The following is a 24422-nucleotide window of genomic DNA, read 5'->3' on the forward strand; positions in this document are numbered from 1 at the left end:
TCCAGATCGACCTTCTTCGTCTGCACCGCCGCGATGGCCTTTTGTGACTTCGCCGGATCAGGGGCGCCCAGCGGCTGGATCAGTTAGGCGGGCGCTACTTGCCAGGACACGCCATAGCGATCCTTCACCCAGCCGCATTGCCGTGCTTTCTCGTCACCATCTTTGGTCAGGCGATCCCGGTAGTGATCCACCTCATCCTGCGAATGGCAGTGGACGACGAGCGACATGCTTCGCTGGATCTGAAGACAGGGCCGTTGTTCGGCACCGTGAAGTCCTGTGCATCGAACTGGAACACGATCGTCACCACCGGACCTTCAAGCCACCGGCAGGCCGGGGTGACACATTTACCTGCGCTGGCTCCGCTACGGTATCCGGTGCGGGGATCGGACCGACGTGGACACTTGTGGTGGCGTCCGACTCACGGCAGGCTGAACAGGCGCCGTAGCGCGGACATGTCGTTGTGGAAACCGAAGTGTCGTTGTCGTCTTTGCCGTGGAGGCTCAGCTTATTCCCGTCCCGACGATCCACCGCGAACTTGCCGACGGCATCAGCTTCTTCTTTGCCGTACTGCCGGATGATCAGGCCCGTTCGGCGATCGCTGGCGCCAGCGAGCGTTTCCGCAAATCGCATCGGGTAAGTGGCGCACTGGTCGGGACCGACAGCCTCCATCTGGCGATCTGTCCGACGGGCAGGCCCGAGCGACCACTGCCATCGCTGGAAGGCGCGTTACTGGCTGCTGCCGGTGCAGTGCGTGCCTGCGCTTTTGATATCACGCTGGATTCGGCCATGCGTTTCAGTGTCAATGATGGCCGTTTCCCGTTCGTGCTGTGCGCGGACAGCAGCAGCGCGTCGTCGGCATTGACGCTGCGCCAGACCATCGCCGAGGAACAACGTCGTGCCGGGCTGGTGGTAACCGGTGTTTCCAGCTATCTGCCGCATGTCACGTTGCTGCACGGCCATGCGGTCGATGCCATCCAGGAATCGATCGTGCCGGTTCGCTGGACGGTGCGTGAGTTTGTACTGATCCGCTGCTTCTTCGGCCAGGCTCGCCAGGAGGTGGTCGAGCGCTGGCCGCTGGAGCCTGTGCCCGCAACCCGGCTTGCCGGCGCGCTGGACTTTTCCGATCTGCCGGATCTGGGCGAGTTGCCTGAGGACGAGTGATTCATCCGGCACGTTCAGGCAACGCCGGGTTGGTCGCATGCGTCATCGGTGCATCAGCCTGTGTGTTCGGCGAGCCAATGGCGGAATGCCGCTGTCGGTAGCGGAGGGCTTACCAGATAGCCCTGGATGGCATCGCAACCCAGTCTGGCCAGTACGACGCGTTGCTCCACAGTCTCGACACCTCCTGATGATGCAAAAAAAACGAGCCAGGTTGCCCTGGCCCGTCAGGTGTCTGGAATCACATCCAGGATGTGCACGAACAAGGTCAGTGCCTCTCTCCGTAGCTCCCACGGTTGCCACCACCACGGGCTGCCTGGGCATGCGCCTGTGGACGTGCAAGATGGTAGGTGGACGCCGCTGGCCGCATCGATCCCTGGTATCTGGTCGGGCTGCGCATGGGACGTGCGTACGAAGCCGAATTTGCGCGGCTGTACGACACCGGTCGTTGTGCGCTGTAGCTGGTGCGGCCATTCATGGAGTTGCTGCGCAAGGCGGATACCCGGGTCGACCTGGCTGTCGCTGCGTTCATTGCCGGACTCGTTGTCCTGTGGGCCCGGACAACGCCGTTCGCGCCGAAGGCGCCTGCTCGGGGTGTGGCGGCAATGGCCGGCACGCCATGATTGACCGAGGCTCGCAGCGCACGGTTCTGGCCGGCCATGCGGACCTGTTGCTGCTGTGCTGCCAGCGGCTGCATATGACGGTCGTGCACGGCCAGTTGATCCTGTGGGGTGGGGCGTGCCATCAGGCCGCCCCTGCCACCGTTGTAACTGACACGACTGATGCTCGTGTTGTAGGTGACGTTGCGGTTGTAGTTGAACCGGCCATGGTCCCAGTAACCGCCCCGGTAGCCCACCCCGTCGTAGCCGTAGCCATAGTTGATGCCGCCATAGAACCCCACGTGCCGCCCCCAGTAGCCGCGGTTGAAGACATAGAAACCGTTGCTCCAGCCCCAGTATCCGGGTGTCCACAATGCGCCCACATAAGGGGCCAGCACCCAGGTGCCGGGAACCCAGAAATAGCCACCATCACCGTAGGCCCAGTAGCCAGGCGTCCAGATATAGCCCGGGCCGGGCATGATGGGTAGCGCGTAGATCGGCAGTGGCGGCGGCGCGATGCTTACCGAGACGAATACACCCGCGAAAGACGAAAACGATATCGTCAGGAAGCATGCGGCGGCCATCCACATGGTCAGGCGGCGAAGCAGGTGCGATCGCATCGTCGGACGATTGTTCACATGCAGTTTCATCGGAATGCCCCCTATGGGGAGTGACGTGCCTAGTCACGATAACGGGTCGGTACTTATCCGGTGGACGATCTGCGCATGAGCGCCGAATGCTGTTCATGCGGGAGTTGGCAAGATGTATTCCGCGTAACTTCGCGGTGACACCGGGCATGCGTAGAAGAGGCGACCGGCGTCATCGGAGCCCATCGAGCGCCGATCTCGTGCAATGCCAGGTAAGCCCGATTGGCTTTTGAGGTCACTCTGCATACCTGCTTGCATCGAAGTGAAGTCAGGCCCGGCAGTTGCCCGGACATGCACGGCTGTTTTGATAGATGCGACTGATTATCATTGGTATTTCAAGGAAACTCCGTTAAAGTCCGCGGGATTCCCTTCGATGTAAAGGCTTTATGTCCACGGCACACCGTTTCCTCAAGACCGCCCGCAGCATCCATCTCTACCTCGGCGTGTTCACCGCGCCCATGCTGTTGTTCTTTGCGATCACTGGCGGCCTGCAGACCTTCAGCCTGCATGAGACGACACGCGGCAGCAGCTATACGCCACCGGCCTGGTTGGCGAGCATGGCGCAGTTGCACAAGAAGCAGACCACGGTGATGCCGGTGCGGCGTTCGCATCCGGTCGAAACGGCAGCGCCGGCGGCTGATCCTGGCAACGCCCAGGCCATCACGCTGCCTGCGACGAACGCGATAACGGACGCACGGGCACCGACATCGCCCAGCCAGCCGGTCAAAAACGCCAGCGAGTCGCCAAAGAAGAATCTGCTGCCGATGAAGATCTTCTTCGCCCTGGTATCGCTGAGCCTGCTGATCTCCACCTTGACCGGGCTTTACATGTCCTATCGCTACAGCCGCAAGCCCCGGCTGGTCAGCTCGGTTCTCGCTGCCGGCATCATCGTGCCGCTGCTTCTCCTGTTGTTCTGAGAACGCACCATGCACCGGCCGGGAAGGTGACGGCGACCATCAACGGTCGCCGTCACCGATCTCCTCCCGGGTTGCGTCAGACAACGGTAAGGGTGACGTCGATGTTGTTGCGGGTGGCGTTGGAGTAGGGGCACACGATGTGCGCCTTCTGCACCAGCGCCTCCGCGTCTGCGCGAGCCAGGCCGGGAATCGAGATACTCAGTGCGACCTCGATGCCGAAGCCGGTCGGGATCGGACCGATGCCGACTTGTCCCGTCACCTGGGTGTCCGCCGGCAGCTGCAGCTTCTGCTGGCCAGCCACGAACTTCATCGCGCCGAGGAAGCAGGCCGAGTAACCGGCTGCGAACAGCTGCTCCGGGTTGGTGCCATCACCGCCGGCACCGCCGAGTTCCTTGGGCGTGGTCAGCTTGATGTCGAGAACGCCGTCGGACGAGCTGGCGCGGCCGTCACGACCGCCGGTGGCCGTGGCCTTGGCGCGATACAGGACTTTTTCGATGGACATGGGATATTTCCTCGGTTGGGGTGGAAGGGACTTGCGAAAATAAATAGTCAGCTATCAAGTAGCGTGCTATGTTTCAAGGCAAATGGAGACGAGCCGGTCAGGCTCCGTCGGACAACCTGGCGCGCAAATCCTCAAGCTCGCTCTTCAGATGCTTCAGTTCGCCCGGTGTGCATTGCGTGGCACAGAACACCGATTCCTGCACCTTGCCTGCCTTGGCCTGCAAGGCCTTGCCGTTGGCGGTCAACGTGATCACCACATGTCGCTCATCCTCGCGCGAGCGGAGACGTGCCACCAGTCCTGCGGTTTCCAGACGCTTGAGCAGCGGGGTCAGCGTGGCCGAATCCAGGAACAGCCGCGCGCCGATCTCCGACACGCTCAGGCTCTCGTCCTCCCACAGCACCATCATCACCAGGTACTGCGGGTAGGTGATATCGAGCGGCTTGAGCAGCTTGCGATACACCTTGTTCATCGCCAGGCCGGCCGAATACAGCGCGAAGCACAACTGCACATCCAGCCTGGGAGCGCTGGTCGGAGTCATCGACTTGGGGTCGCGTGCGGATTTCATGTGGCGCACAATACATAGTGCACTATTAAATTGCAAGCGATTTTATCGAAGCGTGGTGCGCCCATGACGCCGGGTAGCGATGCATCCAATACACACAGCAAGAGATACCGTCAGCATGGACCTACTGCCATGGGGGCGCCGCCACATGTCTGCTGCCATCCGTACACCCTTGCTGATCGTCGGCGCCGGACCTACCGGGCTGGCCGCAGCCCTGTTTCTTCGCCGTCGCGGCGTGCCGTTGCGCATCATCGATGCGGCGACGCAGCCGACCACCACTTCGAAGGCGCTGCTGGTCAATCCACGCTCTCTGGAGATCCTGGGGGCCTACGGCGTGGCGGAGCGCATCATCGCCGAAGGCTACGAGGTGATGGGCATGACGATGCATCGCGGTGGCCGCAAGGTGGCATCGGTTGACCTGCAACGCGAGCTGAAGTCACAGCTGCCGGTCGGCCTGGCGCAGGCACGCACCGAGGCATTGCTCACCGAGGCGCTGCAGGCGAAAGGTGTGCAGGTGGAGCGTGGCGTGAGCCTGCAGACGCTGCAGCAGGACGAGCAACAAGTGACGCTGATACTGCAGAAAGCCGACGGCAGCACGCAGACAGTGCAGGCGCCACTGGTGTTCGGCGCTGACGGTGCACGCAGTGCGGTACGGCATGCGCTCGGTGTCGACTTCGCGGGCAGTGCCCTGCCCGAGCCGTGGCAGTTGTGGGATCTGCGATTGCGTACGTCGCTGGATCGGCAGCGTGCGCATATCGGGCTGCAGCCGGACGGCTTCCTGTTCCAGATGCATCTGCAGGCTGGTGTTTGGCGCGTGATCGGCAACGGTGCGGACCCCCTGGCGCACTTGCTTGGCGACAGCGTGCCTGGCGAAGTCATCTGGCAGTCGCAGTTCCATGTTGCGCACCGGCTGGCCGGCAAGTTCAGTGTGGGCCGGGTGGCGCTCGGCGGTGATGCGGCGCATATCCATTCGCCGCTCGGCGCACGCGGCATGAACCTCGGCATCGAGGATGCCTGGGTATTCGCCGATTGTGCGGCCGATGCGATATCAGGCAAGCTCGAACGCATGCAGGAATATGCCGAGCTGCGCCTGCCAGTGGATCGTCAGGTCGTGCATCGCGTGGCCGCACTTACCCGGCTGATGTGCGGGCGTCCCGCACCGCTGCGCTGGCTGCGGGATACCCTGGCACCCGGAGCCATCAGGCTGCCGCCGGTGCGCCGGCGCATGCTGCAGACCATCGCCGGTCTCGATCATCCGCTGCGCACGCGGTACTGAGCCGGGGTGGTGCGGGCTTCGCCGTCATGCAGATGTCGGATCATCCGCCCTCGTCGTCGGCTGCCGCATCGGCCTTCCAGTAGCCCTTGGCCTTGATCCAGTCCTTCGGCACGCCGCGTTCCTCGCCGAGCCACAGGCGCATGTTGCGGGTGCGGCGCGATTCGGCGGCGATCCAGTAGCAAGTGTCGCCGGCGGGTGTGGGCAGTTCATGCAGTGCCTGCTCCAGCAGGTCGCTGCGATCGGTCGGGATGCCGTTGCGCTCCAGCCAGTGCTTGTTGACCCGGGCGCGTGAGCGCAAGGTTTGGCGGTCCTCTGCGTGCGGAATTTCCACCAGCACCTCGACATGTGTGTCTTCGCGCATCTGCTCCAGCCAGCGACCGATCGCGGGCAGTGCGGTTTCGTCGCCGACCAGCACATAGGTATCGTAGTCATCGGGGATGATGGTCGAGCCACGCGGGCCGCCCGCGCCAACCCGCTGGCCGGGCGCGGCCTGCACGGCCCAGCTGGCAGCGGGGCCGTCGCCGTGGAGCACGAAGTCGACGGTCAGTTCGTTGAGCTCGCTGTCGTAACGGCGCGGAGTGTAGTCGCGCATCGGCGAGTACTCGCGGCCGGGCGGATAGGTCGGCCCGTTCGGCCCCAGCACTGGTGGCACGATATCGCCGGCGCGGTTGGGAAAAAACAGCTTCACGTGGTCGTCCGGCGCGGCGCTGACGAAGCCGCGCAATGCGGTGCCGCCGAAGACGATGCGCTGCATGTGCGGGGTCAGCCGTTCGACGTGCAACACTTCCAGCGTGCGCAACACCACGGCATGGCGAATCATCTGATGGGTGTGGAGTGTCATCGGTAGGATCTCCGGGAAGATTGTCGGCTACGTGCTCCGCCTGATCCGCGCATGGCCAGAGGACGGGCGATGGTGATTGGTCAAGGCACACGGCTGTGTGCGGCATCACGCGAGCTGGTAGCCGAAGTGTCAGGCAACCTTGTGCAGTAGGGCGGAAGGGATCGGCAGGTACCGGTGCCGCCTGCGGAGGAGCCGCCACATGGTGTCGCTTATATGCCGCGCCGCCTCTGGTGATGGGCGGGATGATGCTCGCGTGCGGACTGCAGCAATGCCGCCGCATTGTGGACCGTGCCGAGTCGCAGCATCGCGGCAAGGATGGCACGGCACGGGGTGGTCATCAGCAGACCCTGCGACCCGCCACGCACCGCCAGGCGGGCAGGGCGCCGCTGCCGGTTTCATTCACGGCGCTCACCGCTGGCGATGGCGCTGGCAGCGCGTTCCAGGATATCGGCCACGCGTTGTGCCTCGGCCTTGTTCCATTCGCTGCTGCGCATCAGCAGGGCATGCTTGAGTGCATGCATCGCCTTGCGCACGCTCATCGGCGCAGCCATCTTCGCCGCCATCCTGGCGCTGTGCTCGGTGCGCGCGGTGACCGCGTCCACCGCGTCGCGGTTCTCGTCCAGATAGGTCCGCCCGGTGGCGGTGATGGCGTACAGCTTGCGGCCGCCCTGTTCGTTGGTAACCTCGGCATAGCCGAGTTCCTCCAGCATGGTGAGGGTGGGGTAGATCGCGCCGGGACTGGGCGAGTACTGGCCGTGGAACATGTCCTCGATGGTGCGGATCAGTTCGTAGCCATGGCGTGGCTGCTGCTCGATCAGGGCCAGCAGCAGCAGCTTGAGGTCGCCATGACCGAACATCCGGCCACCACCGCCACGGCGGCCGCCACCGCGCATTTCGTTCCAGTCGGCGAAGAAATCGCCGACGCCGTGGTGGCCGCCGAACGGGCCACGGCCAGCATGGCGCTCGTGATGGTCGTGCTGTCCGTGATCGCTCCAACCCGCGTCATGTCCGAAGGCGTGACCGTGATGGTGATGATGCAGGGCGTTGAGCAACAGATGGCGCATGCGCATGACAAGCTCCGATATATCGTTGAAGTAACTTTAAGATATATCGTAGAGCTATCGAAAGCAATGCGTGGCCCGCCCGCCGACAGCAGCCTGAAATGTGTGGTAGCCGGCGATGCTTGTGGCAGGAGACGGTTACCCGCGGCAGCTGGGCAACGGCATGTGGTCGCAGGCTCGCTGCGGTGCCCGTGTCGACGTGACCGCCTAGTTGTCGCCGCTCAGCATCGAGCCCACGATGCCGCCCAGCAATCCGCCACCCACGCTGGCAGAGGCCGCCTGGCCCCCGCTGCGGGGCATGTATTCGGCAAGCTGGTGGGCCAGGCGCGAGATGGGAAGCGTCTGCAGCCATACCGTGCCGGGGCCGGTGAGTGCAGCCAGGAAGATGCCATCGCCGCCGAAGATCGCGTTCTTGATGCCCGGCACCGTGGTGATCTGGAAGGCGACCGACGCCTGGAATGCGCCGACGTGGCCGGGATGAACCCGCAAGGTTTCGCCAGGTGCCAGATTTTTCATGATCAGCTCGCCAGACAGCTCCAGCCATGCCGTGCCGGTGCCGCCGATCTTCTGCAGCAGAAAGCCGTCGCCGCCGAAGATGCCGGCACCCAGCGATTGCTGGAAGCCCACGCCGATGGTGACCTGCGGGGTGGCGCAGAGAAAGCCGTGGCGATGCACCATGTATTCGCTGCCCGGGCCTACCGGCACCGGCACGATGTGGCCGGGGACTTTCGTGGCAAAAGCCACCTCGCCGGGGGCCTGCACGGCGCGGTACTCGGTCATGAAGAAGCTGCCGCCACCCACGGCCCGCTTGAACATGCCAAGCAGGCCACCGCCGCCACCCATCTGGGTGTGCGTGGTCATCTGCACCGAGGCCGTCATCCACGAGAGCTCGCCGCTCTCCGCGTAGACGCTGTTGTTGGGATCAAGCTGCACTTCGAGCACGGGCATTACCGTGCCCTGGATACGAGTCTGCATGGCGGGGTCCTGATGATGGTGGGCAGCAACCGGATTCGCGGGCGGAACGATTCGCGGATCTTACGCTTTCCGATATCGGCTGGTAGCCGCCGGATTCGACGGGTGCAATGGGACTGGCATCATCGGCGAAGGCAGCCATGCAACAGGCCTGTCTGCGAGTCGCGGCAACTTTTCATGCCAGTCGCTGGCTGCACCACGTCTACGCCGTGCCGTCAGCACAACGATCGCCGCCGGACTCCTGCAGGTCGGCCACCAGGAACCGGTTGCCACCCATTTTCTTGACGCGGTACATCGCGCTATCGGCCTGCCGGATCAACTGCTTGTTCTCGTCGCCGTGTTCGGGAAAGACGGCGACGCCGAGGCTCGCGGATACCTGCAGACACTCTCCGGCCAGTTCGAAGGGCTGGCTGAGCGAGGCACGGATCTTCTCGGCGACCATGGACGCATGTTCGGGCAGCTTGATGCTGCTGAGCAGGACAACGAATTCATCCCCGCCGAAGCGTCCGATCGTGTCCGAGTCGCGCACGCAGTGCCGGATGCGATGGCCTACTTCGCGCAGCAGCAGATCGCCGGTGGCATGACCATGGCTGTCGTTCACCTGCTTGAATCTGTCCAGGTCGATGTAGATCAGGGACAGCCGATCACCGTCCGCCCGGGCCCTGGCCAGCGCGGTGCGCAGGCGGTCATCGAACAACACGCGGTTGGGCAGGTCGGTCAGCGCGTCGTGGCGTGCGATGTGGTGCAGCCAGGTCTCGTTCTGCTTGCGCTCGATGGCGGCGGCCACCTGTGCCGAGACGAACTGCAGCAATACCTTGTCCTGCTCGCTGTAACGCACCTCGCCGGAGTAGCTCTGCACCACGAGTGCACCGATGACGCCCTTTTGCGAAACAAGCGGAACGCCGAGCCAATCCAGTGAATCCCTGCCGACGAGGGTGTCGGAACGGTCGGACAGGGTCAGCCGGGTATCGGGTGTCAGCAGCAAGGCCTGGCCGGTACGGATGACTTCTCCACTGAGAGTGCCGGAGTCGAGCTTGCGAGGGGCGGGCGCCTCGTCGTGCTCGTCGACGAAATAGGGGAAGCTGAGCTGGTCTTTCTTGTCGTCGTACAGGGCCACGAAGAAATTGGCGGCCGGCAGCAGGTCGCCGATGATCTGGTGGATGCGCCGGAACAGGGCAAGCAGGTCTTCGGCCGAGTGTGCCGCTTCGGAAATGGCGTGCAGCGCGGCCTGCATGGACTCGGCGTGTTTGAGTTCGGTGATGTCACGCGCCACCGCAATCCTCATCTGGTCGGCTTCCGACCAGCGGGCCGACCACATGATGTGGACGATCTGCCCATCCTTGCGCACATAGCGGTTCTCGAAATGGAGCTGGAGATGTCCGGCCATGACTCTCGAGGCGGCATCGAGGGTCTTCGCCCGATCCTCGGGAAGCACCAGGTCGAGCATTTGCCGGCCGATCATTTCCTCGGATGTGTAGCCGAAAATGCGCTCGCATGCGGCACTGACGAACATAAAGCGTCCCTGTACGTCGACCATGCAGATCGCGTCGAGCAGGAGGTCCATGACGTTCATCAGGGGTGGGCGGGCGTTCTTTTCCATCTATCTATGTATCGCGTCATGTACCGCGTGCTGGCAAGGATAGCGTCAGTCAAGCACATACCATGCCGATGGGCGGCCGGCATGAATCCACGGCTCAACTCCCGTCGGGCAGTTTCAAGGTTCGCGCGCAACATGGTCAATGAGCTGCTCCGGCCCTCGCCTCGTACTCGGCAAGCTTGTCGCGCAGGAAAGTGGCTGAATCGATGGTGTGGCCGTCGTGGAAGCGGATGCTGTACTTGATGCCGGACATCGAGGAGCCGGTTCCGCAATAAACGATGAAGTCTTCCGCCGTCTTTACGCGGCCGCCGGCAAAGCGCAGTTTCAGGCGCATGTGATCGGCGGCGCGTGCCGCATCGTAAGCGGTGCCATTGCGGATGAAGGCCGCATCCTTCAGGGCGGCCACCGAGTCGATGAGGTAGGCGATCTTCTGCTGCTCGGCATCCTGCTGACCGAACGCCGGCACGGCCAGCAAGCCGAACAGCAGCCATGCCGCGATCATCCTGTTCATGCGTCTGCTCCGATACACGCGTTGGTGTGCCGCAAGTGGGAATCGCGAAGACCTTCCCATGGCGTCACTCCGACGAAGGCCGGAAGAACTCCAAGACAGCGAAGCTGGTCATGGCTTCACGGCCGTTGCAGGGCTCTGTCAACCGTTCGCCGGGATGACGACAAAAACGGATTGTTCAAGATGCCAAGGTATCGTGTTTCGCAACCGTCGTTGGTGACGGACATTCGATTACGCGATCCTGTCAGGTGACCGATCAAAGCATTCCCTCGATCGGCAGGAGCCGGAGCAGATCCACTTCCAGCCGCCGTTTCAGGGTGGCTTCCGGATCGCGGTGGTAGACCACCGGCTTGCCGCCATCGCTGGCCAGCCATTCCATCTTCCCGCCATGCGGCGAATCGTGTGCGGTCAATACTACGTGGTAGGCCGTGGCCGGCAGGGTGGCCGTATCGAAAAACTGCGTCACCGCGACCGCCAGCTGCGGACAGTCGACGATGATGCCCATTTCGGTGTTGAGCAGTTTCGACCGCTGATCCATGTTCATCGAGCCGATGAACACGACCTGCTGGTCCACCACGATCGCCTTGGCATGAAGGCTGACGCCGGAGGAGGTGCCCTTGGCGGTTGCCGGCTGTTCGACACCTGCGGCAGGTCGCAGTTCGTAGAGGTCGACGCCGCCTTCGAGCAGCGCGCGCCGGTAGCGCGAGTAGCCTGCATGCACGGCCGCCTCATCGGTCGAGGCAAGCGAATTGGTGAGTACCTTCACGGTCACGCCGCGAGAAGCCAGGCTGGTGAGATAGTGCGAACCACGGTCGCCGGGGACGAAGTAGGGCGAGATCAGCAGCACATCCTGTTGTGCCTGGTCGATCATCGACTTGATGTGCGGGCCGATGCGCAATGACCGCTCGTCCCTGGCGTTATCGGCATCGATCTTGGCCGGCTGGTCGGCGACCAGCGTGGCCGGCCCCCAGAACCACGCGCCCGGGCGGTCGCTGGAAGGTCCATCGGGTAGCTGATCCAGCGTTGCCTGCGCATAATCGGACTGCGCGAACGTGCGTGCATCGTGGGCGAGATCCACGCGCAGTTTGGCAAGGTCGTAATGATTGGCTCGCTTTCCGTGAAAGGCGGTGACCGGGTAGGCCGCATCGCAGTTCCAGTATTCGTCGAAGGCGTGCGAGGCCTCCTTTACCACCGGCCCGATCGCGATCAGGTCCAGATCGCGGAAATTGGTGTCGCTGCCGGCGTCGAAATAGGGATCGCCGATATTGCGACCACCCACCACAGCCACGTTGCCGTCCACGATGAATGACTTGTTGTGCATGCGGCGGTTGAGCCGGTGTGCGTCGAGCAGGAATTGCGTGGTCTTGGACAGGAAGGACGGGTTGCGGGTGTGGAACGGATTGAACAGTCGCACCTCGATGTTCGGGTGCGCATCCAGCGCATCGAGCATGTCGATTTCATTGTGCACATTGATGTCGTCGAGCAGGAGCCGTACGCGCACGCCGCGGTCTGCCGCTGCCAGCAGGCGCTGGGCTACCAGTCGTCCGGTCGCGTCGTTGTTGAAGATGTAGTACTGCAGATCGATGGAGTGCTGTGCGTGGTCGGCCAGCGCGACACGGCTCATCAACGCGTTGTTGCTGAGCGTGAGCAGGCGGAAGCCCGACTCGTCGACATGCTGTCCCACCTGGGCATGGATGTAGCGCCCACTGGGTGTGCCCGTGGCCGGCGGCAATGCCTTTGACGGCTGCTTGACATAGTCGGTACGCAGCGATGAACAGGCACCGAGTGCCATCACGACGAGCGCCAGTGCAGCCATGAAACCTGTACGCCGAAGCATCAAGTTCACATCGTTCCCCCTGTCGAACCGCATTCCAGTCTACCGTCGCATGCCGTGCACTCCTGCTGTCGAACGAGGCGCACACGGCAGACGCTGGCCCGACGGGCTGGATACGGATTCGGGCGTGAAGGCAATGTGTGCCCGGTGCTGTGAACGTGGCGCGAGGTTGATCGTACCCGGCTCTTCAGCCGGCAGCGGGGCGGGCAGGCCACACCTGGCTGAACGCAAGCATCAGCACAACATCGTGCCAACGGCCCGGTCACGGACTGTCGACCCGGGTCCATCTATATCTGGGCCTGTCTGCAATCCTGCAGGCCTCATCCCCCGGAGATTTCGCATGGATCACAATCGCGTCGAAGGTACCAAGCACCAGATCAAGGGCACGGCCAAGGAAGTGGTTGGCAAGGTGACCGGCAACAAGGCGAAGGAAGTTGCCGGCAAACTGGAAAAGAACGTCGGCAAGATCCAGAAGGAAGTAGGCAAGGCTGCCGATGAACAACGTGACGCGGACAAGCGTCAGCACTGAGTGGACTCAAGGTTCGGACGGGCGCGTGGTCGGACTGCGTGTGCCGTCCGTTCTGTTGACAGAACGATCCGTCGCCTATCGAGAGTCTTCGACACGGTAGCCCTGCGAGCGCGGCCGTCATACCATCGGCGTTCCACCTTCGCCGCATCCTCCCGGGAGCCCGCGTGCAGTCGATCATTTCCGTCAGGCAACTCAGCAAGACCTACGCTTCCGGCTTTCATGCGCTGAAACAGATCGACCTGGAGATCCGCCAGGGCGAGATTTTCGCCTTGCTGGGTCCGAACGGCGCCGGCAAGACCACACTGATCAGCATCATCTGCGGCATCGTCAACCCCAGCGAGGGCAGCGTGCTGGCCGATGGCCACGACGTGGTGCGCGATTACCGCGCGGCGCGCGCAAAGATCGGCCTGGTACCGCAGGAGCTGACCACCGATGCCTTCGAGACCGTGTGGAACACGGTCAGCTTCAGCCGCGGCCTGTTCGGCAAGGGGCCCAACCCGGCGCACATCGAGAAGGTGCTGAAGGAACTGTCGCTGTGGAACAAGAAGGACAGCAAGATCCTCACGCTGTCGGGCGGCATGAAGCGTCGCGTGATGATCGCCAAGGCGCTGTCGCACGAACCGCAGATCCTGTTCCTGGACGAACCCACCGCCGGCGTCGACGTGGAACTGCGGCGCGACATGTGGACGATGGTGCGCTCGCTGCGCGCCACCGGCGTCACCATCATCCTGACCACGCACTACATCGAGGAGGCCGAGGAAATGGCCGATCGCATCGGCGTGATCAACAAGGGCGAGCTGATCCTGGTCGAGGACAAGGCGGAGCTGATGAACAAGCTCGGTCGCAAGCAACTCACGCTGCATCTGCAGAGTCCGCTGGCCAGCATTCCCGAGGCGCTCTCCGGTTATCCGCTGGAGCTGTCGGCGGACGGCAAGGCGCTGGTCTACACCTTCGACGCGCAGGGCGAGCACACCGGTATCGACGTGCTGCTGCGCCGGCTCGGCGAAGCCGGCATCGACTTCAAGGATCTGCAGACCAGGCAGAGTTCGCTGGAGGACATCTTCGTCAGCCTGGTGAGGGAGCGCGCATGAACATCCACGCCATCCGTGCGATCTACCGCTTCGAGATGTCCCGCACCCGGCGCACCCTGCTGCAGAGCGTCGTGTCCCCGGTCATCTCCACCTCGCTGTATTTCGTGGTGTTCGGCGCCGCGATTGGTTCTCGCATGACGGCGATCGGCGGGGTCAGCTATGGTGCCTTCATCGTGCCCGGGCTGATCATGCTGTCGCTGCTGACGCAGAGCATCTCCAATGCATCGTTCGGCATCTACTTTCCGAAGTTCGTCGGCACGATCTACGAGATCCTGTCGGCGCCGGTGTCGTCGATCGAGATCGTGGCCGGTTATGTCGGCGCGGCGGCGAGCAAGTCGATCATTCTCGGCCTGATCATCCTGGCCACGGCGCGGCTGTTCGTGTCGTTCCAGATCGAGCACCCGCTGTGGATGCTGGCCTTCCTGATACTCACCGCGCTCACCTTCAGCCTGTTCGGTTTCATCATCGGCATCTGGGCGGACAATTTCGAGAAGCTGCAGCTGGTGCCGTTGCTGGTGGTCACGCCGTTGACCTTCCTTGGCGGCAGCTTCTACTCGATCCACATGCTGCCGCCGTTGTGGCAGAAGGTCACTCTGTTCAACCCGGTGGTGTACCTGATCAGCGGCTTCCGCTGGAGTTTCTACGGCGTGTCCGACGTGGGCGTGGGCATCAGCATGGGCATGACCCTGGTGTTTCTCGCGCTCTGTCTCGCCATCGTGTGGTGGATCTTCCGCACCGGTTATCGCCTGAAGGCCTGAAATCGAAGGCCCGTAGTGAAGACCTGAGCCGAATAGCACTTACTTGTACTTAAAGCTCGTCATTCCTGCGAAAGCAGGAATCCAGCGACTCCAAGGGTGATAGGTAGAGCGAAGGCACTGGATTCCTGCTTTCGCAGGAATGACGAAAAGTGGGGCTCTCTACTTAAGATAAATGCCTGAGGCGATTCAGCTCAGCACGGTGTGCGCGTGGAACGGCAGCGGCGTGGCGCCGGTATGCATCATCGCGGCGGTCGCCATCGCGAGCTGTTCCTTGCCGGCGTCGACCACCACCAGGATGCGGCCGGCGGCGATCTCGTGCTTGAATTTGCGACTGACCGCATCGGGTACCTCGAAGCCGACCAGTTCGCCGATCCAGCAGCCGAACACCGCGCCGGCCACGGTCATCGCTGCAGCGCCGGCAAGCGTTACACCCAGCGGCGGCACGACCACGGCAATCAGTCCGAGCAGCAGCCCGGTGCCGCCGCCGCAGGCGCCGCCGCGCAACGCGGCCGGGTAGAAATCATTGCGGCCCTGCATCAGGTGATCGGGGATGCGTTGCAGCTCGATGTCCTCGCGGGCAACCAGCGAAATGTCGCGGTCATCAATGCCGGCATCCCGCGCCGCCTGCATGGCGGTACGCGCTGCCAGGAGATCGGGCGTGCTGAACACGTAGCGGGTTTTCATGGTGGCCTCCCACCGCTTCGGCAAAGCAAAACTCGCGCCGCGAGACTCAGGCGCTGGCTGGGCTGTGTTCAATGCCTATTTTCGTTGCGATACCGTCATGTACACGTGAGCCGGTTGTTATCGGAACGCGAGACGTCGGCAGCCGATAGTTCGTCATGAAAAGAAGCCATATCACGCGCATCAAAGCGAGTGCGCCGTCAGATAACCGCTCCGGTGCGGATACTGTTCATTCGTTTTCCCAGCGAACTTCGATCGCGTCGGCATCCAGCAGACCCCACCAGTAGCTGCCCAGCCGCAGCCAGCCGCTGCGAATGCGATGCGTCGACTCGTCGTAGACCTTGACGTGCATCAGGGCCTGTTCGCGGCTCGTGGTCAGCAGCATCCGCAGCGGTGGAAAGAATCCTCGGCGAGCCTCGAGGATGGTGAACCGGTTGGCCTTCGCCCATGCGGCAAGCATGGATTTCATGCGTGCGTGGTACCACACGATATAGAACGGCATCGCCAGCAGCAGGATGATCAGCAGGGCTTTCATGAGAGGCCTTTGATGACCTGCCAGCCACCCAGCTACGGTCGCCGCCAGCATAGCGGTGATCGTTTTCCTGTTCAGGGTTTCCCCATGAACGGATGAACGAATCGGCCTTGTGCCAGTCCAACCTGTCACTGAACCTCAAATGGAACAGCGCATGCGTAGACAAGCATCGGTGGGAAGCTGGATCGGCGCCGTGGTCGTGGTACTGGCCGTGGTCGCGGCAGGCGCGTATCTGGCGTACAAGGCGCTTCATCCGGATATGCCCATCACCAAGGCAGCACAGCCTGCTTCTCCTTCATCGGCGCCGGCGAGTGTCGCGACCTCATCGATCCAGCATCCGATTGCCCAGGCCAGCGCACCGGCCAGCGCGTCAACTGCACCCTTGCCGGCACTGGACGACAGCGACGCCAGTGTGGTGGCGGCGCTCACCACGCTGGCCGGAGGCGGCGACCTGCGTTCGCTGCTGCTGCCACAGCAGGTCATCGCGCGCATCGTGGCGACCATCGATACGCTGCCGCGCCACGAGCTGGGCACCCTGATGTTGCCGTTGCATACCCCGAAGGGTGCCTTCGCCACGACCGGGCTCGACGGCCAGACCGTGATCAGCGAACAGAACGCAGCACGCTACGCACCCTACATGCAGATCGTGGACAGCGCCGACCCGAAGGCGCTGGTTGCCTGGTACGTGCATGCCTATCCGCTGTTCCAGCAGGCCTACCGCCAGCTGGGTTATCCCCACGGTTACTTCAACGACCGGTTGATCGCGGCGATCGACGACATGCTGGCAGCGCCGGAACTGGCCCGGCCGGCGGCCCTGGTGCGGTCCCGCGCGTTCTACGTCTATGCCGATCCCGCGCTGGAGTCACTGTCGGCCGGGCAGCGGCTGCTGCTGCGCACCGGCCCGGCCAACGAGGCGAAGATCAAGCTGAAGCTGCGTGCCATCCGTGCGCAACTGACCGGGCAGAAGCTGCCGCCCGGATGAGCATGAAGGGTCGTCACGTCAGCGGGTGAGGCCGGGTGCATCGGCCAAGGAAGCTCTGATTTTGTTCGTTATTCCTGCGAGGTGCTTTTCAATAGCCAAAAGCTGGTCAAGCAGGAATCCAGCGCCTTTGTGTTCGATGGTCTACAGACACTGGATCCCAGCTTTCGCTGGGATGACGAAGAAGAAGTCGATTGATCAGACCTTCATTAGCGTTCCTTCGGTTCGGGTCCGGTGGCCGATCGGCCCGGACGACAGTTGCTTGCACAACCATGCGGCCGGCGTGCTACAAAAAGCGGATGCCCATTCGACAAACCCTGCCTGACACCCATCAGTCCGATCTGCTCGGCGGTATCGCCTCCACTGAAGTGCATCGGCTGTTCTTCGCGCTGATGCCCGATGACGCCACGCGTGAGCGGCTGGCGGGCGTTGCCGGTGCGTTCCGGGTTTCGCGTCCGGGACTGCGCGCGCGCTGGATCCATCCGGATCGCTATCACGCCACCTTGCATTTCCTGGGCGACCACGCGGCGTTGCGGCCATCCCTGGTCGATGGCGCGATCGCCGCGGCCGACAAGATAGGTGTCGCGCCGTTCACCTGGATGCTGGACGGCGTCACCAGCTTCCGTGGTCGAGAGCCGCCCTGCGTGCTACGCGGCGTAGAAACTTGCGAGCCGCTGCTGCGGCTGTGGTCGACGCTGGGCAAGGCCTTGGCGCTGGCGGGACAGGGCGCGCGGCTCGAACGCAATTTCACTCCGCATGTCACTCTGGCCTACAGCCATGGCACGATGCTGGAGCCGGCGGAGGTCGAGGCGGAGGTCGAGGCGGTGGAGTGGCCGGTGACGGACTTCGTGCTCGTCCACAGCGTGGTCGGGCAGGGTGGTTACCAGATTCTGGGGCGCTGGCGACTGGCGGACGACTGCCCGCTTTGACGACTGCCCGCTTTAGGGAATCTCGAAAAACGCTCCAATGACGTCATTCCGGCGAAGGCCGGAATCGCTTCACAACAGCGAAGCTGGTTACCCATTTGACCTTTCACGCCAGCGGCCTGGATCCTGGGCCTCGCCGGGATGACGACAAAATGTGGGGTTTTCGAGGTTCCCTTCAGTTGCGCACCTCGTGCATAAACCTGTCGAGTACAAAATATGGAAACAACCCGTTTACCTGGAAGTCTGGTTTGCGTCGGCCTTGGCATGACGCTGGGCTCCCACATCAGTCCGTTGGCGCGCAGCCACATCGAACAGTCGGACGTGGTGTTTGCCGGTCTTTCCGACGGCATCGTCGAAATGTGGCTGAGCCGCATGCATCCGGATGTACGCAGCCTGCAGCCGTACTATCACGAGGGCAAGTCGCGCATGCAGACCTATCGGCAGATGGTCGATGCCATCCTCACCGAGGTGCGTGCGGGCAAGAAGGTGTGCGGGGTGTTCTACGGCCATCCCGGCGTATTCGCCTGGGCACCACACAAGTCGATCGAGGTCGCCCGCAGCGAGGGTTATCCGGCGCACATGGAACCGGGCATCTCCGCCGAAGACTGCCTGTACGCGGATCTCGGCATCGACCCGGGTCGTTTCGGCTGCCAGCACTACGAGGCCAGCCAACTGCTGTTCTACCAGCGCCGGATCGATCCGACCGCCTATCTGGTGCTGTGGCAGGTGGGCCTGGTCGGTGATCAGTCGCTGGCGCGCTTCTCCACCGGCTCCGCTTACAGGCAGGTGCTGGTCGATGTGCTGGCGCGCGACTACCCGCTGGAGCATGAGATAACGCTTTACCGCGCTCCGACCTTGCCGATTCAGCGGGCGCGGATCGAGCGGTTGCTACTTGCTGCGCTGCCGCAGGCTGACGTGGACATGGCCGATACGATGGTGCTGCCACCCGTGCGTCCCATGCAGGTCGATCACGAGGTTCGGGCGCGGCTGTCGGCGCTGGATCAGGCGATGGCTAGTCTGGAGCCATGAAAATCCGATTTGTCGTGTGCAACGTAGGATCGATGGTGTATTTTCAGTCTGACGGGGCGGCAAAGGCTCACTGCGTGCAATGAAGCGACGCGGCAGAAGCGCACAGGGGAAGAGAGGTCTGCAAGACGCTACGGTGCCTCTGGTCAGGTGACCAGCTCTCAACCATGCAGATATCAGGGGAATGACCGATGTTTGATGTGATCGATTTTCTTGAAACTGTCGGCCAGGACGCACAGTGGCGTCATGCTGACTCGGATGCACTGACGGTCGCATTGACTGGGGCGCAGATTGATCAGGAGTTGCGCATCGCGATTCTTGCCAGGGATGGACAGGGGTTGCAGGCGCTGCTGGGGCAGGCTCCCTTTTGCTGTTACATCAACCCGGGCAAGGAAGACGAGGGTGAGGGCGACAAGGACGACAAAGGCAAGGATGACAAAGACGGTAAGGACAAGGTCAAGAAAAAGCCATCAAAGGCACCCAAAGAGTGACTCATATGACCCTGGCTGCAGTGGGGACATGGGTGGCCAAGTAAATGTCACGGCAGAGGACAAGCTGCTGCCTACTTCTCGTCATGTGGGCAATATGGTTGCTTGCATTTGCAGGAGTGGCTACCGCGGTCGAACTGCAGCACGCCCCTTTATCTGAGGATCCTGCACAACTTCTCAAACTGGCCGATGGCGCCGAGTCGAATGACATCAATGAGTTCACTGCACTGATGCAGCGGCTTGATGATGGCAAGTTGAAGCTTTCCCCCCAGCAGCAATTGCACCGGCGCTATCTTGACGCACGGCAGGTTGTCTTTCGTGGGGACTTCAAAACGGCACTTCCCTTGATGAAGGCAATTGCGGATCAGTCAGAGGATCCCGTCCTGTCGTTCCGTGCTGCTGCAACAGAAGTGGACCTTCTGGTGACGCAATCCCGATATGAGGAGGCATTTGCCCGGCTGAGTCCGCTTCTGGAAAAGCTTCCGCAAATAACCGAAAGCCGGGTTCGCATACAAACCCTTGGCGTTGCTTCGCAGTTGTACCTTGAGGCGGGGCAATACGACTTGGCAGTCAACTATGCGGAGCAATTGCTCAAGGAAAGCGATAATCCGAAGAGTGCCTGTATCGGGTGGTACTACAAGCTCGATGCACTTCTCCGGGCGGGGCGGTTGCAAACCGCTGACGAACAAATTCGCGACGGCATGGCAGCTTGTGGTCGAGCCGGCAATATCCTGATTGCTGGCATGTTCAAATCAGTTGTCGCCAGGTATGACATCCAGCGGGGGATGACTGCCGAAGCCATCAGTTTGTTGCAAGACAACTACGCAGATGTTCAGCGTAAACGCTATCCGCCGCTTGTTTCTGATTTTGACGAGCTGCTGGCGCAGGCTTACTGGAAAAGTGGCGATGCCGAGCTGGCAAAATTGCATGCGCTTCGCGTTGTTGAAAACAACAAGGGAATCGGTGGGGTATATTCCGAGTCGACGGCCTCTGCTTATCAGGTTTTGTACCAGACCGAGAAGAAGCAAGGCGACTTGAGCGAAGCTCTTGCCTACCTCGAAGACTACATGATTGCTGACAAGGGCTATCTGAATGATGTCAGCGCGAAGGCGTTGGCATACCAGACCGTCAAGCAGCAGGTGCTGGCGAAAAAGCTGCAGATCGAGACGCTGAACAAGCAGAACCAGATCCTCACGCTGCAGCAGAAGCTCAACAAGAAAGCGGTGGAAACCAGTCGGCTGTATATCGTGCTGCTGCTGCTGGTGCTGGCGTCGATCGCTCTATGGACCTACAGGATCAAGCGTTCGCAGTTGCGCTTCATGAGGCTGGCGCGGCGTGATGGCCTCACCGGCATCTTCAACCGGCAGCATTTCGTCAACGAGGCCGAGCTGCTGTTGCAGTACTGCCGGAAATCGTCACGCGATGCCTGCCTGGTGCTGATCGACCTGGATCATTTCAAGGCCGTCAACGACACCCACGGCCATGCCGTGGGCGATCGCGTGCTATTGCGTGCCGTCGAGGCCTGCAAGACCTATCTGCGCTCGACCGACATCTTCGGTCGTCTCGGCGGCGAGGAGTTCGGCATTCTACTGGCCGAGTGTACGTTGGAGCAGGTGGTCGTTCGCGCCGAGCAGATCCGCCTGGCGATTGCGACCACGGCTGCCGGCGAAGATGCTCCGGGCATACCGATTTCCGCCAGCTTCGGCGTTTCCAGCGTGGCGCATTCCGGTTACGAACTGCGCCAGCTGTTGATCCATGCCGACGAGGCGCTGTACCGGGCCAAGCGCGAAGGCCGCAACCGGGTCAGCGTGGTCGGCCAGCCGGAATGCGCCTGACGGGCTGAATTTCCGGTGCGGCTGGAGTGTTTGCCGCTGCCATCCGATTTCCAGACGCGGACCTGGTGAAACAAAAGGCATAGGGCTTACGAAAGAGCATGGCGGACGGCCTGCGATGCCGCCGCTCTGGCGATCATTGCCGGCAATACTGGAATATGCGCGCCGTCACCGGCAGAGACCTGCGATATGCCACAATTCGGTCTATCCGAGGGGGATAGGGGCCTTGGTCGAACGTATCTGGTCAAATCATTGGCCATCGCTGTGCGTTTCAAAACAACCAACTGTCAGGGGGCAGGCAATGACCGACGTCATCGATTTTCTGGAACGGGTGGGACAGGACGCGCAGTTGCGTCATGCATCGCAGGATGAAGTGGAACTGGCATTGACCAGTGCGGAGATTGCCCCGGGGTTGCAGGCGGCTATTCTTGCCAACGACCCGGCGCAGCTGGAAACGTTGCTGAAACAGGCTCCTGTTTGCGGCTATTTTTTGCCAGGCAAAGAGGATGAAGAGGAAGGCGACGAGGACGAGGAGACTCCGTCAAAGGAGCCGGATGAAGCCCCTGAGCACAGCGGGCTTCGCACCGGAATCTCGGCGGCCTAGTCGATGTCTCCCTCGGGCAGCCAGCGCCGGGCATACCTTGCCGGCTGGATCTTGCTCGCGGCTCTGCTGATGGGCACGGCCGTTGCGGCCGTGCCCATATCCGATGATTCGGCGCAACTGCTCAAGCAGGCGGACAGCGTCAAGACGTCTGATCATCCCGAGTTCGTGCGACTGATGAAGCGGCTCGGCGCCGAGGCGGCCACGCTTTCTCCGCAGCAGCAAATGCATTTGCGCTACCTCCAGGCATGGGAGGTTGGTTACCAAGGGGACTACGAAACCGCCACACCGCTGTTGAATGCGGTCATCGCAGAATCCATGGATGCCACGTTGCGGTTTCGTGCGGGTACGACCCTGGTGAACATGCTTGCCATCGGATCCCACTATGAGGAAGCGTTCGCGCAGGTGAGTCAGTTGCTGGATCAGCTGCCGCAGATTGTCGACAAGGATGCCCGCATACAGGGTCTGGGTGTTGCTACGCTCCTATACAACGAGGCTGGCCAATACGATCTTGGCCTGACATATGCGAATCAGATGCTCCGGGAGAATCCGGATGGGGATGGCGGCTGCAAAGCCAGAGCTTTGCAGGTTCAATCGCTGTATGAGAGCGGCAAGTTCGCAACATTCGGCAAGCAGTCCCGTGAGGCCATTGACGCCTGCAGCAAGGCATCGGAATTCCTCTACGCCAATGGCATTCGCGCCAATGTGGCGAGTTTTGACATTCAATATGGTCAATCGTCCGCGGCGATCAAGCTTTTGCAGAAGCACTATGCCGACGTCCAGCGCATCGGTTACCCGGAACAGATCTCGGAATTTGATGCGACGCTGGCGCAGGCGTACTGGAATGAAGGGGATGCCGCGCAGGCAAAACAGTATGCCGAAGCCGCTATTGGCAGTGGCGTCAAGAACGAGTTCACCAAGTCACTGGCCAGCGCCTATGCCTTGCTCTATCAGATCAGCAAGAAGCAGGGCGATCTGGACGCCGCACTGAGCTATCACGAAAAATACATGGCGGCCGACAAGGGCTATCTGAACGATGTGAGCGCGAAGGCTCTGGCCTACCAGACCGTCAAGCAGCAGGTGCTGGCGAAAAAGCTGCAGATCGACACGCTGAACAAGCAGAACCAGATCCTCACGCTGCAGCAGAAGCTGGCCAAGAAGGCGACCGAAACCAGCCGGCTATACATCGTGCTGCTGCTGCTGGTGTTGGCGTCGATCGCGTTGTGGACCTACAAGATCAAGCGCTCGCAGCTGCGCTTCATGAAGCTGGCGCGGCGCGATGGCCTCACCGGTATCTTCAACCGGCAGCACTTCCTCAACGAGGCCGGGCTGCAGCTGCAGTACTGCCGGAAATCGTCACGTGGTGCCTGTCTGGTGCTGATCGACCTGGATCATTTCAAGGCCGTCAACGACACCCACGGCCACGCCGTTGGCGATCGCGTGCTGCTGCGGGCCGTCGAGGCCTGCAAGACCTACCTGCGCTCGACCGACATCTTCGGCCGCCTTGGTGGCGAGGAGTTCGGCATCCTCTTGCCGGAGTACACGCTGGAACAGGTTCTCGTCCGTGCCGAGCAGATCCGCGTGGCGATTGCCACCGTTGCCGCTGGCGAAGATGCTCCCGGCATCCCGATTTCCGCCAGCTTCGGTGTCTCCAGCGTGGTGCATTCCGGCTACGAGCTGCGCCAGCTGCTGATCCATGCCGACGAGGCGCTGTACCGGGCCAAGCGTGAAGGTCGCAACCGGGTCAGTGCCAGCGTCTCCGAAACGCGGGACGCTTACGCGCGGGCAGGCTGATTTGCGGAAGCAAGCAGCGTCTGTGGCTTGGTGGTTTCATGCCTTGCCTGGCGGCTTGGGGTAGGGCGTGCCATCCCTGTGCGTATAGCCTGCCTGCGGGTCCCAATGCAGGTCGATGTCGGGGTAGCTGCAGCTGTCGTTCTCGCGGCGTGAGCCTATTTCCAGATAGACGGCGGTTTCCGTACCACGGTTGATCAGGTGATGGCCGTCGGCCACGGCCTTGGGAAACGCGGCGCAGTCGTTCGCGCGCAGCGTCTGTTCGCCAGCATCGGTGATCAGGACAAGCTCGCCCGTCAGCACGTAGACGAATTCGTCCTCGTGGGTATGCCAGTGCCGTTGGCTCGACCATGCGCCTGGCGGCAACTGCGTGAGGTTGACACCGAAATCGCTCAATCCTCCCGCGTCGCCCAGCGCCAGTTTGCTGCGCGCGCTGGCGTCGGCAGCGAACGGTGCCGGATAGCCTGAGCCGGTGCGTTCTGAAACGGTAGTGACGTCGATACGGGGCATGTCGTGGCTCGTCCTGCTGGATGGGATTTCGTGTCGGGTCGGTTGTGGATGCGGCGGCATGCCCGGCGATGATGTACCGGGCAGCAGTTGCGTGCGGGCAAGTCCCGGGCATCGCCGGCAGTGTGTGCAATCTATCGAAAACCCGTGGCGCGGTCATCGAAGATCGTGTTCGACGCATTGCAGGCGCGGCGATAGCAAGTTCGT

At 62.2% G+C, this 24422-nt stretch carries 26 protein-coding genes and 1 pseudogene; 13 read left to right on the top strand and 14 right to left on the bottom strand.

Going from position 1 to position 24422, the window contains the following annotated elements:
• Positions 1-83: 83 nt before the first annotated feature.
• Positions 84-260 (bottom strand): annotated as a pseudogene (locus ACYVKM_RS06965) (VOC family protein); the annotation flags it as partial.
• Positions 261-492: 232 nt separating this feature from the next.
• Between ACYVKM_RS06965 and ACYVKM_RS06970 the strand changes: the two are divergent.
• Positions 493-1161 (top strand): 2'-5' RNA ligase family protein, encoded by a 669-nt coding sequence (locus tag ACYVKM_RS06970; protein ID WP_460876887.1) that lies wholly within the window; start codon positions 493-495, stop codon positions 1159-1161.
• A gap of 265 nt (positions 1162-1426) precedes the next feature.
• On the opposite strand, the gene ACYVKM_RS06975 is transcribed toward ACYVKM_RS06970, so the two are convergent.
• A complete protein-coding gene (locus ACYVKM_RS06975; protein ID WP_460876888.1) occupies positions 1427-2407 on the bottom strand; it encodes a YXWGXW repeat-containing protein in 981 nt (326 codons plus the stop codon).
• A gap of 383 nt (positions 2408-2790) precedes the next feature.
• Between ACYVKM_RS06975 and ACYVKM_RS06980 the strand changes: the two genes are divergently transcribed.
• Positions 2791-3321 (top strand): PepSY domain-containing protein, encoded by a 531-nt coding sequence (locus ACYVKM_RS06980; RefSeq protein ID WP_460876889.1) that lies wholly within the window; start codon positions 2791-2793, stop codon positions 3319-3321.
• 76 nt (positions 3322-3397) lie between these two features.
• Here the strand turns inward: ACYVKM_RS06980 and ACYVKM_RS06985 are convergent, their stop codons facing one another.
• Together ACYVKM_RS06985 and ACYVKM_RS06990 are read right to left on the bottom strand one after the other, a co-directional pair.
• Positions 3398-3823 carry an organic hydroperoxide resistance protein gene (locus ACYVKM_RS06985; protein ID WP_460876890.1) on the bottom strand — a complete coding sequence of 142 codons (426 nt, stop codon included), beginning with the start codon at positions 3821-3823 and terminating at the stop codon, positions 3398-3400.
• A gap of 97 nt (positions 3824-3920) precedes the next feature.
• Positions 3921-4388: a MarR family winged helix-turn-helix transcriptional regulator gene (locus ACYVKM_RS06990; RefSeq protein ID WP_460876891.1), complete on the bottom strand. Its 468-nt coding sequence runs from the start codon at positions 4386-4388 to the stop codon at positions 3921-3923.
• Between the two features lie 145 nt (positions 4389-4533).
• Here ACYVKM_RS06990 and ACYVKM_RS06995 point away from each other — a divergent pair, with 145 nt between their 5' ends.
• The gene (locus tag ACYVKM_RS06995; protein ID WP_460876892.1) at positions 4534-5661 is read left to right on the top strand and encodes an FAD-dependent oxidoreductase; all 1128 of its coding nucleotides are present in this window, start codon (positions 4534-4536) and stop codon (positions 5659-5661) included.
• Positions 5662-5701: 40 nt separating this feature from the next.
• On the opposite strand, the gene ACYVKM_RS07000 is transcribed toward ACYVKM_RS06995, so the two are convergent.
• From ACYVKM_RS07000 to ACYVKM_RS07030, 7 genes are all read right to left on the bottom strand, one after another.
• Complete coding sequence (locus ACYVKM_RS07000; RefSeq protein ID WP_460876893.1) at positions 5702-6502, bottom strand: siderophore-interacting protein; 801 nt, start codon at positions 6500-6502, stop codon at positions 5702-5704.
• A 209-nt stretch (positions 6503-6711) separates the two neighbouring features.
• The gene (locus ACYVKM_RS07005; protein WP_460876894.1) at positions 6712-6840 is read right to left on the bottom strand and encodes a hypothetical protein; all 129 of its coding nucleotides are present in this window, start codon (positions 6838-6840) and stop codon (positions 6712-6714) included.
• A gap of 57 nt (positions 6841-6897) precedes the next feature.
• A complete protein-coding gene (locus tag ACYVKM_RS07010; protein ID WP_460876895.1) occupies positions 6898-7572 on the bottom strand; it encodes a PadR family transcriptional regulator in 675 nt (224 codons plus the stop codon).
• 198 nt (positions 7573-7770) lie between these two features.
• Complete coding sequence (locus tag ACYVKM_RS07015) at positions 7771-8538, bottom strand: TIGR00266 family protein (protein ID WP_460876896.1); 768 nt, start codon at positions 8536-8538, stop codon at positions 7771-7773.
• A gap of 199 nt (positions 8539-8737) precedes the next feature.
• Positions 8738-10099, bottom strand: a complete 1362-nt coding sequence (locus ACYVKM_RS07020; protein ID WP_460876897.1) for a sensor domain-containing protein — start codon at positions 10097-10099, stop codon at positions 8738-8740.
• Between the two features lie 172 nt (positions 10100-10271).
• Positions 10272-10643, bottom strand: a complete 372-nt coding sequence (locus ACYVKM_RS07025) for a DUF5329 family protein (protein ID WP_460876898.1) — start codon at positions 10641-10643, stop codon at positions 10272-10274.
• A 253-nt stretch (positions 10644-10896) separates the two neighbouring features.
• Positions 10897-12477, bottom strand: coding sequence for a phospholipase D-like domain-containing protein (locus ACYVKM_RS07030; protein WP_460876899.1), 1581 nt, complete (start codon positions 12475-12477; stop codon positions 10897-10899).
• 337 nt (positions 12478-12814) lie between these two features.
• Here ACYVKM_RS07030 and ACYVKM_RS07035 point away from each other — a divergent pair, with 337 nt between their 5' ends.
• From ACYVKM_RS07035 to ACYVKM_RS07045, 3 genes are all read left to right on the top strand, one after another.
• The gene (locus tag ACYVKM_RS07035) at positions 12815-13003 is read left to right on the top strand and encodes a CsbD family protein (protein WP_460876900.1); all 189 of its coding nucleotides are present in this window, start codon (positions 12815-12817) and stop codon (positions 13001-13003) included.
• 164 nt (positions 13004-13167) lie between these two features.
• Positions 13168-14094, top strand: coding sequence for an ABC transporter ATP-binding protein (locus ACYVKM_RS07040; RefSeq protein WP_460876901.1), 927 nt, complete (start codon positions 13168-13170; stop codon positions 14092-14094).
• Positions 14091-14852 (top strand): ABC transporter permease, encoded by a 762-nt coding sequence (locus ACYVKM_RS07045; protein ID WP_460876902.1) that lies wholly within the window; start codon positions 14091-14093, stop codon positions 14850-14852. The genes ACYVKM_RS07040 and ACYVKM_RS07045 overlap by 4 nt, the downstream gene beginning before the upstream one ends.
• 186 nt (positions 14853-15038) lie before the next feature.
• On the opposite strand, the gene ACYVKM_RS07050 is transcribed toward ACYVKM_RS07045, so the two are convergent.
• Together ACYVKM_RS07050 and ACYVKM_RS07055 are read right to left on the bottom strand one after the other, a co-directional pair.
• Entirely contained in the window at positions 15039-15536 is a 498-nt protein-coding gene (locus ACYVKM_RS07050) for a hypothetical protein (RefSeq protein ID WP_460876903.1), read from the bottom strand.
• A 226-nt stretch (positions 15537-15762) separates the two neighbouring features.
• Complete coding sequence (locus ACYVKM_RS07055; RefSeq protein WP_460876904.1) at positions 15763-16068, bottom strand: hypothetical protein; 306 nt, start codon at positions 16066-16068, stop codon at positions 15763-15765.
• A gap of 151 nt (positions 16069-16219) precedes the next feature.
• On the opposite strand from ACYVKM_RS07055, the gene ACYVKM_RS07060 reads away from it, so the two are divergent.
• The 7 genes from ACYVKM_RS07060 (at position 16220) to ACYVKM_RS07090 (ending at position 23711) form a co-directional block, all read left to right on the top strand.
• Entirely contained in the window at positions 16220-17047 is an 828-nt protein-coding gene (locus ACYVKM_RS07060; RefSeq protein WP_460876905.1) for a DUF3014 domain-containing protein, read from the top strand.
• Between the two features lie 296 nt (positions 17048-17343).
• On the top strand, positions 17344-17973 hold the full coding sequence (gene thpR / locus ACYVKM_RS07065) for an RNA 2',3'-cyclic phosphodiesterase (protein ID WP_460876906.1): 630 nt from the start codon (positions 17344-17346) through the stop codon (positions 17971-17973).
• Positions 17974-18186: 213 nt separating this feature from the next.
• Positions 18187-18999, top strand: coding sequence for an SAM-dependent methyltransferase (locus ACYVKM_RS07070; RefSeq protein WP_460876907.1), 813 nt, complete (start codon positions 18187-18189; stop codon positions 18997-18999).
• Between the two features lie 188 nt (positions 19000-19187).
• Positions 19188-19487 carry a hypothetical protein gene (locus tag ACYVKM_RS07075; protein WP_460876908.1) on the top strand — a complete coding sequence of 100 codons (300 nt, stop codon included), beginning with the start codon at positions 19188-19190 and terminating at the stop codon, positions 19485-19487.
• 116 nt (positions 19488-19603) lie between these two features.
• Positions 19604-21319, top strand: coding sequence for a diguanylate cyclase (locus ACYVKM_RS07080; RefSeq protein WP_460876909.1), 1716 nt, complete (start codon positions 19604-19606; stop codon positions 21317-21319).
• A gap of 223 nt (positions 21320-21542) precedes the next feature.
• The gene (locus ACYVKM_RS07085; protein ID WP_460876910.1) at positions 21543-21920 is read left to right on the top strand and encodes a hypothetical protein; all 378 of its coding nucleotides are present in this window, start codon (positions 21543-21545) and stop codon (positions 21918-21920) included.
• A 90-nt stretch (positions 21921-22010) separates the two neighbouring features.
• Positions 22011-23711 (top strand): GGDEF domain-containing protein, encoded by a 1701-nt coding sequence (locus tag ACYVKM_RS07090; protein ID WP_460876911.1) that lies wholly within the window; start codon positions 22011-22013, stop codon positions 23709-23711.
• Between the two features lie 36 nt (positions 23712-23747).
• Here ACYVKM_RS07090 and ACYVKM_RS07095 read toward each other — a convergent pair whose 3' ends face one another.
• Positions 23748-24218, bottom strand: coding sequence for a cupin domain-containing protein (locus tag ACYVKM_RS07095; protein ID WP_460876912.1), 471 nt, complete (start codon positions 24216-24218; stop codon positions 23748-23750).
• Positions 24219-24422: the final 204 nt, after the last annotated feature.

Source organism: Rhodanobacter koreensis (assembly GCF_054782855.1).